General features: G+C 37.8%; 6 protein-coding genes. 5 read left to right on the forward strand and 1 reads right to left on the reverse strand.

Annotated elements, in window-relative coordinates; genetic code table 11:
- Positions 1 to 451: 451 nt before the first annotated feature.
- Positions 452 to 634 carry a hypothetical protein gene (locus HWQ37_RS19460; RefSeq protein WP_292749818.1) on the reverse strand — a complete coding sequence of 61 codons (183 nt, stop codon included), beginning with the start codon at positions 632 to 634 and terminating at the stop codon, positions 452 to 454.
- 18 nt (positions 635 to 652) lie between these two features.
- Between HWQ37_RS19460 and HWQ37_RS19465 the strand changes: the two genes are divergently transcribed.
- From HWQ37_RS19465 to HWQ37_RS19485, 5 genes are all read left to right on the forward strand, one after another.
- Positions 653 to 4,099 (forward strand): condensation domain-containing protein, encoded by a 3,447-nt coding sequence (locus HWQ37_RS19465; protein ID WP_292749820.1) that lies wholly within the window; start codon positions 653 to 655, stop codon positions 4,097 to 4,099.
- Positions 4,100 to 4,248: 149 nt separating this feature from the next.
- Entirely contained in the window at positions 4,249 to 5,163 is a 915-nt protein-coding gene (locus tag HWQ37_RS19470; RefSeq protein ID WP_292749822.1) for a hypothetical protein, read from the forward strand.
- 9 nt (positions 5,164 to 5,172) lie between these two features.
- The gene (locus tag HWQ37_RS19475) at positions 5,173 to 6,237 is read left to right on the forward strand and encodes a TauD/TfdA family dioxygenase (protein WP_292749824.1); all 1,065 of its coding nucleotides are present in this window, start codon (positions 5,173 to 5,175) and stop codon (positions 6,235 to 6,237) included.
- Between the two features lie 212 nt (positions 6,238 to 6,449).
- Positions 6,450 to 15,185, forward strand: coding sequence for a non-ribosomal peptide synthetase (locus HWQ37_RS19480; protein WP_292749826.1), 8,736 nt, complete (start codon positions 6,450 to 6,452; stop codon positions 15,183 to 15,185).
- A gap of 43 nt (positions 15,186 to 15,228) precedes the next feature.
- Positions 15,229 to 15,987, forward strand: coding sequence for a class I SAM-dependent DNA methyltransferase (locus tag HWQ37_RS19485; protein ID WP_292749828.1), 759 nt, complete (start codon positions 15,229 to 15,231; stop codon positions 15,985 to 15,987).
- Positions 15,988 to 16,019 lie beyond the last annotated feature (32 nt).

The following is a 16,019-nucleotide window of genomic DNA, read 5'->3' on the forward strand; positions in this document are numbered from 1 at the left end:
GATTACGACTGAGCAAGCACTTATCAAAACTTAGGAATTTTAGAAGTTTGACTAGTATTATGCGATAAGCCCTTGTAAATAAGTCTTTTTAAGGTATCGATACAGCAGTAATCAAGTTATTTTTTAACTATTATGAATTTTATCATCTATCTTTAGATAGAATTTTGATAAATTATTTTTTGAGTAAAAGGTAATAATAGTTTTTAATTAAAATTTGCTTGCTATCTTAGCTAAGTTGCTTTAAAGTCTTAAGAGTAATTGCAAATTACTAGCAATAATCTTGCTGGATTCTAAAAATGGCGTTGCTGATTGAGAGACGTGTCTCTGCATCCAGATTCATACCTTGATTCAGCAACAGCCAAAAATAACGCTGTACGCAAATAGAACACGGTTAAAGTTTGGAATGGCACTAAGAAAAGCCCAAAGGCTTGTGTCACCTCGTTCCCAGCCTCTAGGCTGGGAATGTATGCAAAGAGGCTCTACCTCTCGTCAAGAAAGAGGAGGCGGAGCCTCCCAGAATCGGTTCCCAGCCTAGAGGCTGGGAACCAGTCAGGGCAAGGGCTATATCTTTTCTTAGTGCCATTCGTTTGTCATTCTTTTGCAACGGCTTGATATCCGAAAATTCTTTGTGCATCAGGATTTTGAAAGTGCAATGACTGAATGTGTCAATGATTTAGAAGAAATGGTCTGTAAGTTTTCTACAGTTGTAGAGCTACTGCGTTATCGGTCGGTAGAGCAAGCAAACACTGAGGCTTTTACCTTTCTGCATGATGGAGAAGCACAAGCAGAGACTCTAAATTATGGAGAGTTAGATCGATATAGTAGAGCGATCGCATCTCAACTGCAAATTTTAGAATTAACTGGAGAGCGAGCGTTACTACTTTACCCACCTGGCATAGATTACTTACCGGCCTTTTTTGGGTGTCTATATGCTGGTGTGGTAGCAGTTCCAGCTTATCCACCACGCAATCAGCGCAATACTCCCAGAATCTTGGCAATTTTAAAAGATGTACAAACGGCGGTAATTCTGACAACAACGGCCATCTTGTCTCAGTTGAAGTCTTTACTTACCGATAAATTTGATATAGATAGCATTCGCTGGCTAACTACCGATAACCTCGCACCTGGAATCGAAGAGGCTTGGCAAGAGCCTTTGATTGATAGAAAAACTCTGGCATTTTTACAATACACTTCCGGTTCTACTGGTACACCCAAAGGTGTGATGCTCAATCATGGCAATCTACTACACAATGCTGCGGTGACGCGCCAGTATATGGAACATTCTGCCAGTAGTAAATTTGTAACTTGGCTACCTGTTTATCATGATATGGGACTGATTGGTGGCGTACTACAACCTTTGTATGGGGGTTTTCCTTGTATCATGATGCCGCCAGCAGCCTTTCTCCAGCGTCCTTACCGTTGGTTACAAGCAATTTCTCGTTACAAAGGAACTACTAGTGGCGCTCCCAACTTTGCTTATGAACTTTGTATTGAAAAAATTACTCCTGAACAACGCTCAACCTTAGATTTAAGCAGTTGGAGTATAGCTTTTAACGGCGCTGAACCAATTCGCCAGCAAACTTTGGAACGTTTTGCAGCGACCTTTGCTGAGTGTGGTTTTCGTCCAGAAGCTTTTTATCCTTGTTACGGCATGGCAGAGGCGACTTTGATGGTATCTGGTAGCGTCAAGTCTGCGTTAGTTAGATGCAAAAACGTAAATAAAAGCGCTTTAGAACGCAGTTATGTAATTGATGCAGTTGCTAACGACGATAATTCAATAGCATTAGTCAGTTGTGGCCGGAGTGTGCCACAACAACAGATTGTAATTGCCAATCCAGAGACTTTGACTCGCTGTCAGGATGGAGAAGTGGGGGAAATATGGGTATCTGGCCCCAGTGTTGGAAAAGGTTATTGGAATCGCCAAATAGAGACAGAGCAGAGTTTTTACGCATTTTTGCAAGATACAGATGAAGGACAATTTCTCCGCACCGGCGACTTAGGATTTTTAGATAAGGGAGAAGTCTTTATTACCGGTAGAGTCAAAGATTTAATTATTATTCGGGGTCGCAATCTTTATCCACAAGATATCGAACTCACCTGTGAAGGCTCTCACCCGGCTTTGCGTTTGGGTAGTAGTGCTGCATTTGTAGTTGAGGTAGAAAAAGAAGAAAAGTTAGTAGTAGTGCAGGAGTTGGAATTCCGCGCCAAACCAAATCTAGAGGAAGTTACTGCTGCGATTCGTCGGGCGGTTTCTCAAGAATTCGAGATGCAAGTTTATGCGGTGGTGTTAATTAAACCTGGTAGTATTCCTAAAACCTCTAGTGGGAAAATTCAACGTCGCGCTACCAAAGCAGAGTTTTTAGCAGGGACTCTCAATGTTGTTCAAAGTAGTATTTGGGATAGTTCAGATGTAAGTTTTCCTAAAGAGCAACCGACAAATATAGAAACTTACTTACAACAGTTGGTAGCTCAAGTATTATCAGTACCTTTAGAGCAGGTAAATACTCAAAAACCTTTGAGCAATTTGGGTATAGATTCCTTACAGACGTTTGATTTGAAAAATCGCATTCAGCAAGATGTGGGGATATCTATTTCGGCTGTAGATTTATTTGAAGCGAGTATTGCTGAGATAGTTAAACTGGTATTGACTACAAAAATAACCACCACGAATCACAAACTTCAACCTGTTCCCCGCGATGGTGAATTACCCTTGTGTTTAGCACAAGAGCGTTTATGGTTTCTTGACCAGTTAGAGCCGGGAAATCCTTTTTATAATGTTGCGATCGCTATTCGATTAACTGGTAAACTCAATCTAGCGATCGTCGAACAAAGTCTGAATGAAATCATCAAGCGTCATGAAAGTTTACGGACAACTTTTACTCCTATAGACGGAAGACCTATTCAGGTTATCCATGAGAGTGTAAAATTAAAATTATCAATTCTGCAAAATTCAGACTCTGATATTCAAAGTTTCATTTTGCAAGAAAGCCAAAAACCATTTGACCTCTCCCAACTACCGTTATTAAGAGCAACACTTCTACATCTCAAAGAAGATGAGCATTTGTTGCTAATTACTATCCATCACATTATCTCTGATGGTTGGTCAATTGGTCTGCTTATTCAAGAACTAGCAACAATTTATGCTGCGTTCTCTCTTGGTAAACCTTCACCTTTAGCTGAATTGAGCATCCAATATGCAGATTATGCTTATTGGCAAAGACAATGGTTACAAACAGATATTCTCCAACCTCAATTAGATTATTGGAAACAGCAGCTAAGTGGTAGCGCACCTTTACTTCAACTTCCCACCGATAGACCTAGACCAGCAATTCAAACATTCAAAGGTAAAAAAGAGTTTTTCACCATTGCAGGAGAAATCAAGGAAGCAGTAAAAAACTTAAATAAACAAGAAGGTGTAACTTTATTCATGACACTTTTAGCAGTGTTCAAAACATTGCTTTACTGTTATGATAAACAAGATAATATTTTAGTTGGTTCACCTATATTAGGTCGTAACTGGCAAGAAACGGAAAACTTAATTGGCTTCTTTATCAATACCTTAGTTTTCCGCACAGACTTTAGTGGAAATCCCAGTTTTCGAGAAGTTCTGCAACGTTTACGTGCTTGTGCATTAGATGCTTACGCCCATCAAGACTTACCTTTTGAGAAACTGGTAGAAGAGTTACAACCAGAACGCAACCTGAGTTATAACCCCTTGTTTCAGGTAATGTTTATTTTGCAAAATGCGCCGATACCTGATATAGAAATTAACAACTTAAATATCCATCCTGAAGAGGTAGATGTTGGTACTTCTAAATTTGATTTGAAGTTTAGTATTTGGGAAGGTTCAGAAGGATTTCAGGGATCTTTAGAGTACAAAACAGATTTGTTTAAATCTACAACTATTATTCGTACAATCGAACATTTTGAAATTCTTCTTAAGCTGGTTGTTGATAACCCTAATATACAAGTCAGTGAGTTAGGTAAACTACTTAACATAAACGATCAGAAGCAACAGTTAATCGAAGCGAAAGAACTAGAATCTACTTCTTTACAAAAGCTGAAGCTAACCAAGCGTAAGTCTATCCATAATCATTAGATTTCTGGCTTAAATTGCTAGATTAAAAACCGCAGAGACGCTGAGGGCGCAGAGGAAGAGGAATAATTTTGATACAAACGGATTTGATATTACTTATTTCTTGTGCGCCTCTGCATCCACTTTAAAAATATTTCATAGGAGACATAACAATGGTTTTGTTAAATGAAGTCTGGCAAAAATTACAAAAACAATTAATGGTATTCCTAAATCCTGATGATTTAACAAAAGTCTCAACTCTTTATGCCCATAATAGATGGCCTAAATTACGGTTTGCTCATCGTTATCAAAGCCATTTTGCACCATTAAGGAATAAAAAAATCAAGATTTTGGCGATTGGTATCGGCGGTTATGAAGACCACACTTTTGGTGGAGAAGCTTTAAAAACTTGGAAAAAATATTTTCCTAATAGTACGATTTATGGTCTTGATATTGTAGATAAGAGATATTTAGAAGAAGACCGAATTAAAATATTTCATGGCGATCAAAATGATAAAGCTTTCATCAAGACTGTTTTAGATGAAATTGGTGAATTAGATATCGTTATCGAAGATGGTAGTGCTGCCAATGAACACCATATAAAAGCCTTTCATACTTTCTTTCCCATACTAAAAGATGGCGGGATTTATGCCGCAGAAAATATTCACCACTCTTATTGGCCTAGTCTGACTGGTGAAAGATGGAAAGAGTTTGCTCAAGACAGTGTTTTTTTGCAAAACTGTATCAGTGTTGGGGGTAGCCTAGACTTAAACGATCCAAAAACTGTCATGAATATGTTTAAAACAATGGTGGATGGACTCAACTATGAGGAGTTTTTGCATCCAGATTACACTCCTAATTACTTTGATAAGAATATCGTCTCTATGCATTTTTACCATAACTTAGTAATTTTGTATAAAGGGCTAAATAATGAAGGTAGCAGTTTCATTGAAAACAATACTTTATCTCCAGAAATTTTAGAATTATTTGGTGTTAAAACCTTGGATGAACTAGGGCTAGAATTTCCTAAAAACAATATTGTCAAGCCTGAAGTTCAGCCACTTGAATTTTTGCAAAAATCAAATTAATTTTTATCTATGGCAGTTACCCAATCACAAAAACTCAGCCTCAACCAGTTACAGTCTGTTAAACGACAAGCTGTCAATCTTTCTCAAGCAGAATTAATTAAAGTAACACCTTTGGTGTCAAATAGTTTTTTACCTCTGCTGATTCAACCTGCGGTAGAGGGGATAAATTTAATCTCTTGGGCAGCAAATAATCGAGAGTTAATTGAAGCTTATTTGCTCAAATATGGAGGTATCTTATTTCGCAACTTTCATATTTTAGACTTAGTTGAGTTTGAGAAATTTATTCAGACAGTTTCTGGGGAACTGTTGGAATATGTCGATCGATCTTCACCTCGGAGCGCAATTCAAGGTAAAATCTACACATCGACTGACTATCCTGCTGACCAAAGCATCTTTCTCCATAGCGAGAATTCCTATGCTGCTAGCTGGCCTTTAAAAATTTTCTTTCACTGCGTCACACCAGCACAGCAAGGCGGGGAAACTCCTATTGCTGATACGCGGAGATTATTGCAACAGATTAACCCAAAAATTAGCGATCGCTTCATCGAAACAGGCGTGATCTATGTGCGTAACTTTGGCGATGGTTTTGGCTTACCTTGGCAAACAGTATTTCAAACCACCAACCCAGCCGAAGTGGAAGAATTTTGCCGTAGCAATCATATTGAGTTCGAGTGGAAGCCAGGAAACCGCTTACGAACCCGTACTCATAGACAAGCGATCGCTACACATCCTAAAACGGGTGAAACTGTTTGGTTTAATCATGCCGCTTTCTTTCATGTCACAACTTTAGATGCAAAGATTCGCACTGCATTGTTAGCAGAATTTCCAGAAGAAGATTTACCACATAATACCTATTACGGTAATGGTTCACCAATTGAACCTGAAGTTTTAGATGCAATTCGTACCATCTATCAACAAGAAACTGTAATTTTTCCCTGGCAGACGGGAGATATTTTAATGCTGGATAATATGCTGACAGCACATGGAAGACAGCCATTTATAGGGGAAAGAAAAGTGGTGGTTGGGATGTCAGAAGTATTCACCAGTCAAGAGATTTATACCAATTCTGTATGAAGATGCGCCAAACTATATGAGGAACGAACCGCAAAGGGCGCATTCGCGCAGCGTCTCGTCAGAGAAGGACACAAAGAAAGAAAGAAAGAAAGAAAGAAAGAAAGAAAATTTGGCGCAGCCTCACAAAGAAATGGTATCAGCGTCTCTGCGGTTTTTTTAATCATTCAGATGCTACCGGATTTGATATTAGTGCGAAGTACGGAGAATTAATCATGTTAGAAGAAATGCAAGGTTTTCGCCTCTCGCCTCAGCAAAAACATTTGTGGCAATTACAAGGAATTAATAGCCTTCCCTATCATTCTCAATGTGCTGTTTTAATTGAAGGCGTTATAGATATCAACATCTTGAAGCAAGCCTTAGAACAGGTTGTTAATCGTCATGAAATACTTCGGACTAACTTTCATTGTTTGCCAGGGATGTCTATCCCATTGCAAGTAATTACAAATACAAATATTACTTGGGGTGAAAACTACGACTTCAGTTGTTGCAATCATCAACAACAAGAAGAATTATTATCAAGTTTATTTGAACAATTTAACCAAGAAGTATTTGATCTGCAACATGGTTGTCTGTTGCGCTTATCTTTAGTTACTTTATCTTCCGAAAAATATATTCTACTTATCTGCTTACATGCCCTTTGTGCGGATGCGGAATCACTAAATATTTTGGTGCGAGAAATCAGCCAATGTTATGCAGCTTTTTTCAATGGAAAAGAACTAGACAATGAACCGCTACAATATGCGGATTTAGCTGAATGGCAAAATGAATTGTTAGAGGGAGAAGATACAGAAGCAGGGAGAGATTATTGGCGTAAACAAAATATTGCTGCATTGGCAACCTTAAAGCTACCTTGGGAACAACAAACTACCTTAAAATCAATATTTCAGCCGCAAATACAATCTATTACTTTTACTCCCGAATTAGTGACACAGCTAGAAATACTAGTTCAGCAGTATAATACTTCTGTCTCTAATGTTTTATTAACTTGCTGGCAGATTTTGATCTGGCGTATTACCCAGCAATCAAATGTAATTATTGGAATTGGTTCTGATGGACGTAATTATCAAGAGTTGGAAGATGCGATAGGTTTATTTTCTAAACATTTACCTATTAGTATTGAGCTATACAAAGAAAGTACATTTATCGAAATTCTATCTAAAAATAACCTGGCTGATAGCTTCAAATATCATCCTTATTTTAGTTGGGAAAATATAGCAGATTTAGCGTCGATTAATTTACGTTATTCACCTTTATGCTTTGAATTTTTAGAGCAATCACCTAAATATGTAAATGCTGATACTAAATTTTCGATTTATCAGCAATCCTCTTGTGTTGAAAAATTTAATATTAAACTGAGCTGTATTGCTAAAAACAACCAATTAATCGCAGAATTTTACTATAACTCAAACTTATTTAATTCAGACTATATTGAAATTTTAGCTGGGCAATTTAAAAGTATATTAGTTAGTGCGATCGCTCATCCAGAGTTACCAATTATTCAGTTAGAAATTATCAGCTATCTTGAAAGCAAACAGTTACTATACGACAACAACATCCAAAAGGAATATCCCAACAATCTCTTAATTCACCAAATATTTGAGGCACAAGTCAAAAAAACACCCGATCAAATTGCCGTAGTTTTTGAAGAAGAAAAACTGACATATCAACAACTGAATCAACGGGCAAATCAATTAGCTCACTATTTGCAAGAACAAGGAGTTGGGGCAGAGGTGCTGGTGGGAATTTGCCTAGAGCGTTCTATTAATATGATTGTTGGTATTTTAGGCATTCTCAAAGCTAGTGGAGCATACATACCCTTAGATTCAAAACTACCAGCCAAGAGTTTAGCATCACGTTTAAAAGATATCAAAGCCTTATTTTTAGTTACTAATACTTGTGTGGCAAATAGATTAACAGAAGTTGCTAATCAAGGACAACTGCAAGTTATTTGTTTAGATAAAAATTGGCGAACAATTTCTAATGAAACTGATATTAATCCTAACTGCCAGGTAAACAATAATCATCTAGCCTATATATTATTTACCTCTGGTTCCACAGGCAAACCCAAAGGAGTTGCCATAGAACATCAACAAATTCTTAATTATGTCTATGCCATTATTGATAGTTTAAAACTACCTAGCAATTCCGCCTACAACTTTGCATTAGTTTCAACTCTAGCCGCAGACTTAGGTAACACCGTTCTCTTCCCTGCTATTTGTACAGGAGGATGTCTACATATCATCTCCTACGATCGCGCTACCGATCCAGTTGCCTTAACAGAATATTGTCACAAATATCCTATAGATTGTCTCAAAATTGTTCCTTCTCATCTTAGTTCCCTTCTGCTATCTCCTACACCCCAATCTATCCTGCCTCGTCAACGACTAATTTTAGGTGGTGAAGCTGCTAACTGGCAGTTAATTGAGCAAATTCGCCAGTTAGCACCCAATTGCCAGATATTTAATCATTATGGGCCTACAGAAAGCACTGTTGGTGTACTCACTCATTTAATTACAGAGGTAAATTTAACAACTAAAACAGTTCCTCTTGGTAAATCAATTGCTAATACACAAGTTTATATTCTGGACAATAACTTACAGTTGACTCCTATTGGAATTAAAGGGGAAATATATATTAGTGGTGCAGGTTTAGCCCGATGCTATATGCAACATCCTGAACTAACTGCTGATAAATTCATTCCTAATGATTTTAGCCGCCAACCAGGATCAAGGCTATATAAAACAGGTGATTTAGGACGTTACTTACCAGATGGCACAATCGAATTTTTGGGACGTAAAGATAATCAAGTAAAAATTCGTGGTTTCCGTATTGAATTAGCAGAAATAGAAGCGATATTAACTCAGCTTAGGCAAGTAAGAGATGCGGTAGTAATAATGCGAGAAAAGGAAAATGGGGATAAGCAATTAATAGCTTATTTAGTTTCTAATAACTCAGAAGCTATAAATTTGAATGAGCTAAATAACTTTTTGCGGGAACACTTACCCGATTATATGTTGCCCTCTAACTTTGCTATTTTAGACGCTTTACCTTTAACTCCTAATGGTAAGGTAAATCGTCAAGCATTACCTGCACCAGAAGAATTATCACAACAAATAAAAAGTGCTATTACTGCACCACGTAACCCTGTAGAAGAAGTCTTAACGGGGATATGGGCAAAAATTCTCAGTGTTAAACAAGTGGGAATTGAAGAAAACTTTTTTGAATTAGGTGGACATTCGCTGTTAGCTACACAAGTTATGTCTCAGATACGAGAAGCTTTTCAGGTTGAATTACCCCTACGCCGTTTGTTTGAGTCGCCAACAGTAGCGGAACTGGCGCAATGTGTTGAAGCGGCACTGAGAGAAGGGCAACAACTAGCTATTTTACCTATAGAGAAAGTCACGCTAGAAAATAATTTACCATTATCCTTTGCTCAACAAAGACTGTGGTTTTTAGACCAATTACAACCCGGAAGTTGTGCTTACAATCTATCGAGGGCGGTACAACTACAAGGACAACTTAATATTGCAGCATTAGAACAAAGTTTCAACGAAATTATCCGCCGCCATGAAGCTTTACGTACTACCTTTGTAAGTGGAGATGGCGAACCACAGCAGATAATTAACCCAGAAGTTAGTATTACATTACCTGTGGTAAGTTTACAGAATTTAACACCAGAACATCGGGAATTAGAAACTAAACGCAGGGCTATAATTCAAGCGCAGTATTCTTTTGATTTAACTAGCACCCCATTATTAAATCTTGTCCTATTGCAGTTAGCAGAACAGGAATATATTTTACTGTTCACAATACACCACATAGTTGCTGATGGTTGGTCAGCAGGAATAATTATTAAAGAGCTAGCTGCCTTTTATGAATCTTTCTGCACAGGTGAATCTTGTGAATTAGCCAGTTTACCTATTCAATATGTAGATTTTGCAGTTTGGCAAAGAACATGGTTACAGAAAGAAGTTTTGGCATCTCAGATGGAATATTGGAAGCAACAATTAAGTGGTGATTTGCCAGTATTAGAACTTCCTATTTCTAAACCACGCCCCAAACAGCAAACCTTTGCTGGTAAAAAGCAGACATTTACACTTTCTCTAGCTTTGACAAACGAACTAAAAGCTTTGAGTCAAAAGCAAGGTGTAACTCTATTTATGACTTTATTAGCAGCATTTCAAACTCTGCTTTATCGCTACTCTGGACAAACAGATATTTTAGTCGGTTCGCCTATCGCTAACCGTAATCGTAGCGAAATTGAGGGATTAGTTGGCTTCTTTGTAAATACTGTAGTCTTGCGAACTCAACTAGAGGAAAATTCTAGTTTTATCAACTTGCTTAAACAAGTAAGAGAAATTACTCTCGGAGCATACACTCATCAAGATTTACCATTTGAATTATTAGTAGAAGAATTACAACCACAGCGTAGTCTCAGTCATACGCCAGTATTTCAGGTAATGTTTGCGCTGCAAAATATGCCTGGAGATGGATTGAAGCTATCAGGTTTGAATTTGGAATATTTGCCGATAGAAAATGATACGGCTAGGTTTGATTTGAGTTTGTCTTTTACTGATAATGTTGAGGGTTTAGTTGGGGAATTAGAGTATAACAGTGATTTATTTGATGCTGAGAGCATTAAATCTATGCTGAAGCATTTAACAACTTTGTTAATAGATATCGTTGAACATCCAGATAAGTCTATATCGGAATTATCTATACTTACATCAGCAGAACAGCAGCAAATTTTAAGAGAATGGAATGATACAGAAGCTGATTATCCTGATGTCTGCGTGCATGAGTTGTTTAGCGCCCAGGTAGCGAAGACACCGGATGCGATCGCTGTGGTAGCTGGTTCACAACATTTGACTTATAAAGAACTGGATAATAAAGCAAACCAGCTAGCACACTATTTAAGCAGAATAGGTGTAGGTAAAGAAGTGTTAGTGGGGATTTGTTGCGATCGCTCTTTACCCGCGATCGTTGCCCTCCTCGCCATTCTCAAAGCAGGTGGCGCATACATACCTCTAGATCCAACATTTCCTCAAGAGCGTTTGGCGTATATGCTTCAAGACTCCCAAACCTCAATCTTATTAACCCAGCAACATTTATTACCAAATCTTCCACCCCACCACGCCCAAGTTATCTGTTTAGATAGCAACTGGGAAAGCGTCGCCGCCCAAAAAATCAACACTTCCAACAGCAAAATCGAGCCGGATGATTTGATGTATACAATCTATACCTCCGGCTCCACTGGCAAACCCAAAGGTGTACAAATTACCCATAGAAATGTAGTAAATTTTCTTACTGCCATGCAGCAGGAATTACACTTAAGCCATCAAGATAGTTTGCTCTCCGTCACTACCCTATCTTTTGATATTGCAGTTTTAGAAATCTTCCTTCCTCTAACAGTGGGAGCCAAAGTAATTCTTGTTAGTCGAGAAATTGCAACCGATGGCGCACAATTATTACAACAACTGAATAATTCTGCTGCAACTGTTATGCAAGCTACCCCTGCAACTTGGCGAATATTATTAGATGTGGGCTGGGAAGGAAATTCACAACTTAAAATTCTCTGTGGTGGCGAAGCCTTACCCCAAAATTTAGCTCGCCAATTATGTCAAAAATGTTCTAAAATTTGGAATTTATACGGACCGACAGAAACAACTATTTGGTCTACAATTTATCAAATAAATGATAGTGAAAAACCAGTTACTATTGGTCGTCCTATCGCTAATACCCAAATATATATTTTAGATAAGTATTTGCAACCAGTACCCATAGGTATTGCAGGAGAAATATATATTGGTGGTTTAGGATTAGCACGGGGTTACTTTAATCAGCCAGAATTAACTCAAGAAAAATTTATTACTAATCCATTTAATCCCAAAGCATTAATCTACAAAACTGGTGATTTAGCCCGTTACTTATACAATGGAGAAATTGAATATTTAGGACGTGTTGATTATCAAGTAAAACTCCGAGGTTTCCGCATTGAGTTAGGGGAAATTGAAGCGGTCTTAGAACAACACCCCGCAGTACATCAATGTGTATTGATGGTGCGAGAAGATATATCTGAAAACCAGCGTTTAGTTGCTTATTTAGTTGCTGAAAACATCACTACTGATGAACTGCGGCAGTATTTACGGCAAAAACTGCCTGAATACATGATACCGAATGCTTTTATGTTCTTGGCAGAAATCCCATTAACACCCAATGGAAAAGTTAACCGTCGGGCTTTACCTACACCAGAAAATATTGATTTAGAGACAAGTAATTTTGTTGCTCCATGCCATCCAGTAGAAGAAGTATTAGCCGGAATTTGGACTCAAGTTTTGGGTGTAAAACAGGTAGGAATTTATGACAATTTCTTTGAACTAGGCGGACATTCTTTATTAGCAACTCAAGTTATTTCTCGCATTACGAAAGCTCTGGGAGTGAATATACCGCTTCAGTCTTTATTTGAATTTCCCACCATTGCAGAACTAGCTAAAAATATTCAAGAAGCCAGTCATCAGGGTGTTTCTGCTATTATACCTGTTCCCCGCGATGCTTGCGGCGGGCGTAGCCATCGCAATTTACCTCTATCCTTCGCCCAAGCTAGATTATGGTTACTCGAACAAATTAACCCTGATAGCGGTATTTATAATATGCCAGCAGCAGTTTATCTTGTAGGTGAGTTGAATATAGCGGTGTTAGAGAAAAGCATTAACAAAATTATTCGTCGTCACGAAGTTTTACGCACTACCTTTACTTTGGTAGATGGGGAACCATTACAGATAATTGTCCCCAACGTACAGCTAAAAATACCTGTAGTAAACTTACAGAAATTGACGGACGCTGAACGAAAAGCGGAAATTCACCGTTTGAGTGTTGAGGAATTTCAATATCCCTTTGATTTTACTAAAGCACCGTTGCTCAGATGCACACTTTTACAACTAGGCGAACAAGAATACATCTTACTGTTCACTATCCACCATATCGTTTTTGATGGCTGGTCAACGGGTGTATTCATTCGGGAGTTAGCAGCACTTTATACCGCTTTTGCTGCGGGAGAAGCCTCTCCTTTACCACAATTACCCATCCAGTATGGAGACTTTGCAGCTTGGCAACGTCAACATTTGCAAGGTGAAAGGTTAGAAGCTTTACTCACCTACTGGAAACAGCAATTAGCAAACCTACCTGTTCTGCAACTACCCACAACCCGTCCCCGTGCAGAAGTGAAAACTAATCGGGGTGCTAGTCATAGTTTTGTGATACCTGCGTCAGTTGTACAAGAAGTGCGACAGCTTGCCCAACAAGAAGGTGTAACCTTATTTATGACACTGTTAGCAAGCTTTAAAATTTTACTGCAACGCTACACCGGTCAAGATAATATTGTTGTCGGCACTGATGTTGCTAACCGCAACCAAGCAGAAATTGAACCATTAATTGGCTTTTTCATTAACTTATTAGTTTTACGCACTGACTTAAGTGCTAACCCCACTTTCCTAGAGTTATTGCAACGTGTTCGCACTCAGACACTATCAGCTTACACTCATCAAGATTTACCCTTTGACGAATTAGTTAGAGAATTACAACCTGAACGCCATTTAAGCAACATAGTTCCATTATTCCAGGTATTGTTTGTCCTACAAAATACACCGATATCAACCTTAGAATTACCAGGTATTACCTTAAAAACACTAGAATTAGAAACCAGAAATTCTAGATTCGATTTAGCCTTGTTTCTCACAGAAACTGAGCAAGGTATAGTAGGTAAATGGCAATATAATGCTGATTTATTTGCCGCAGAGACTATCACTCTATTTACAAATAGTTGGCAAACATTAATTAATAGTATTATCAGTCAACCTCAAAGCCAGATCAATACATTAGAAATGCTGACAGAAACAGAGAAGGCACAACAAACTACGCAACAACAGGAGCGTAAAGCTGCTAAAAGACAAAAATTCATGAGCATTGTTCCAAAAGCCGTTAGTTTAAAAGCAGAGCAATTAATAAAAACATCTTACCTACAATCAGGACAAAATTTTCCTCTTGTAATTCAACCAAATAGTACAGAAGTTGATTTACTATCTTGGGTAGAGAATAATCGAGAATATCTCGAAACAGAGTTATTAAAACACGGAGCGATTTTATTTAGAGATTTTAATCTAAGATCGGTTTCAGAGTTTGAAAATTTCGCTCAAACAATTTGTCCGAATTTATTTGCTGAATATGGCGACTTACCCCGCACTGGTGAAGGTGGTAAAGTTTATGGTTCCACTCCTTATCCACCTGATAAAGCAATCCTTTTTCATAATGAAAGCTCTCATTTACATCAGTGGCCTCTGAAAATTTGGTTTTTCTGCGTGCAACCAGCAGAACAAGGTGGAGAAACACCAATTATTCACTGTCGGAAAGCTTACAATATCATCAATCCCAAGCTACGAGAAAGATTAGATAAAAAACAATTAATGTATGTCCGTCACTACACTAATGGTCTAGATGTAAGCTGGCAAAATTTCTTTCGTACCAATGAAAAATCTACCGTAGAAAATTATTGTCATCATGCTAATATTGATTTTGAATGGTATGATAATAACAGTCTAATTACGCGCCAAGTTCGTCCAGCTTTAGCAGTACATCCAAAAACGAACGAGCCTGTATTTTTTAATCAAATTCAGTTACACCATATAGCGTATTTAGATGCAGAAGTTCGAGAATCTTTATTGTCTACATTTGGAGATAACAAGCTACCGCGTAATGTTTATTACGGAGACTGTACTCCTATAGAAGACTCAGCTATTGCAGAAATAAATCAAGTTTATCAGCAGTCTCGGACTAGCTTTCTTTGGCAAAAGAGCGATATTTTGATGTTAGATAATATGCTGACTGCCCACGGGAGAAACCCTTATATAGGCTATCGCAAAATTGTTGTAGCAATGGCAGAAATGACTAAATAAGTTTGAACTTATTAACCCCTATAAAATCAGGATGAGCATTATCATGTCTTTAAAAGAACGCAACACAAATCATGATGCGATCGCTTCTATGTATGACTTGAAAGGCATGGAGCGCCACGACATTGTATTGGATTGTCTAGATAGATTAATCCTCAAAAATCTTCCAGAAGGATCGCATATTTTTGATCTCGGTTGCGGTACTGGGCAAATCGCCAAACGGCTACTAAAAAGAGGTTATCAAGTAACTGGGCTTGATAGCTCTGAAGGAATGCTTAATATTGCTCGAGAGAACGCGCCAGATGCTAAATTTATTCTGGATGATGCTCGCTTTTTTAAATTACCGCCAACTTTTAATGCAGCTATTTCTACAGATGGTGTTCTGAACTATTTTCTCAAATCTGAAGAACTACAGGAGGTATTACAAAATGTTTATAATGCCTTGTTGGAAAACGGTATTTTTGTCTTTGAATTATATTTAGATGAATTTTGTGAATCAAACTGGAAAAATAGTGATTTTGGTGGAGGTGTCAAAGATGATAATGTCTGGCTTGATGTTTGGAGCTACAATATAGAAAACAAAATAGGTCGCAAAGACACTACAAGATTTCAATTGATAAATGGCAACTGGCAACGTTTAGATAAAAGCTTTTTTTTAAAAGCTTATTCAGCAAAAGAGATAAAAATTATTTTAGAAAAAGTAGGATTTACAGAAGTCAGCATCTATGATATAAACCGCGATTTGGAAGTAAATAAAGCCTGTGAAACTGCCTGTTTTATCTGTCGTAAACCGCTAAATAAGTAGCATCACTCAGGTAGATTGTATTTTATCGATCG

Origin of the sequence: Nostoc sp. NMS4 (genome assembly GCF_017115095.1) — a bacterium.
GTDB lineage: Bacteria > Cyanobacteriota > Cyanobacteriia > Cyanobacteriales > Nostocaceae > Nostoc.

Bases quoted from the DNA above. Each gene is read 5' to 3' on its own strand.
- HWQ37_RS19460 (WP_292749818.1), bottom strand. From the start codon at position 634: ATGCACAAAGAATTTTCGGATATCAAGCCGTTGCAAAAGAATGACAAA.
- HWQ37_RS19465 (WP_292749820.1), top strand. From the start codon at position 653: ATGACTGAATGTGTCAATGATTTAGAAGAAATGGTCTGTAAGTTTTCT.
- HWQ37_RS19470 (WP_292749822.1), top strand. From the start codon at position 4,249: ATGGTTTTGTTAAATGAAGTCTGGCAAAAATTACAAAAACAATTAATG.
- HWQ37_RS19475 (WP_292749824.1), top strand. From the start codon at position 5,173: ATGGCAGTTACCCAATCACAAAAACTCAGCCTCAACCAGTTACAGTCT.
- HWQ37_RS19480 (WP_292749826.1), top strand. From the start codon at position 6,450: ATGTTAGAAGAAATGCAAGGTTTTCGCCTCTCGCCTCAGCAAAAACAT.
- HWQ37_RS19485 (WP_292749828.1), top strand. From the start codon at position 15,229: ATGTCTTTAAAAGAACGCAACACAAATCATGATGCGATCGCTTCTATG.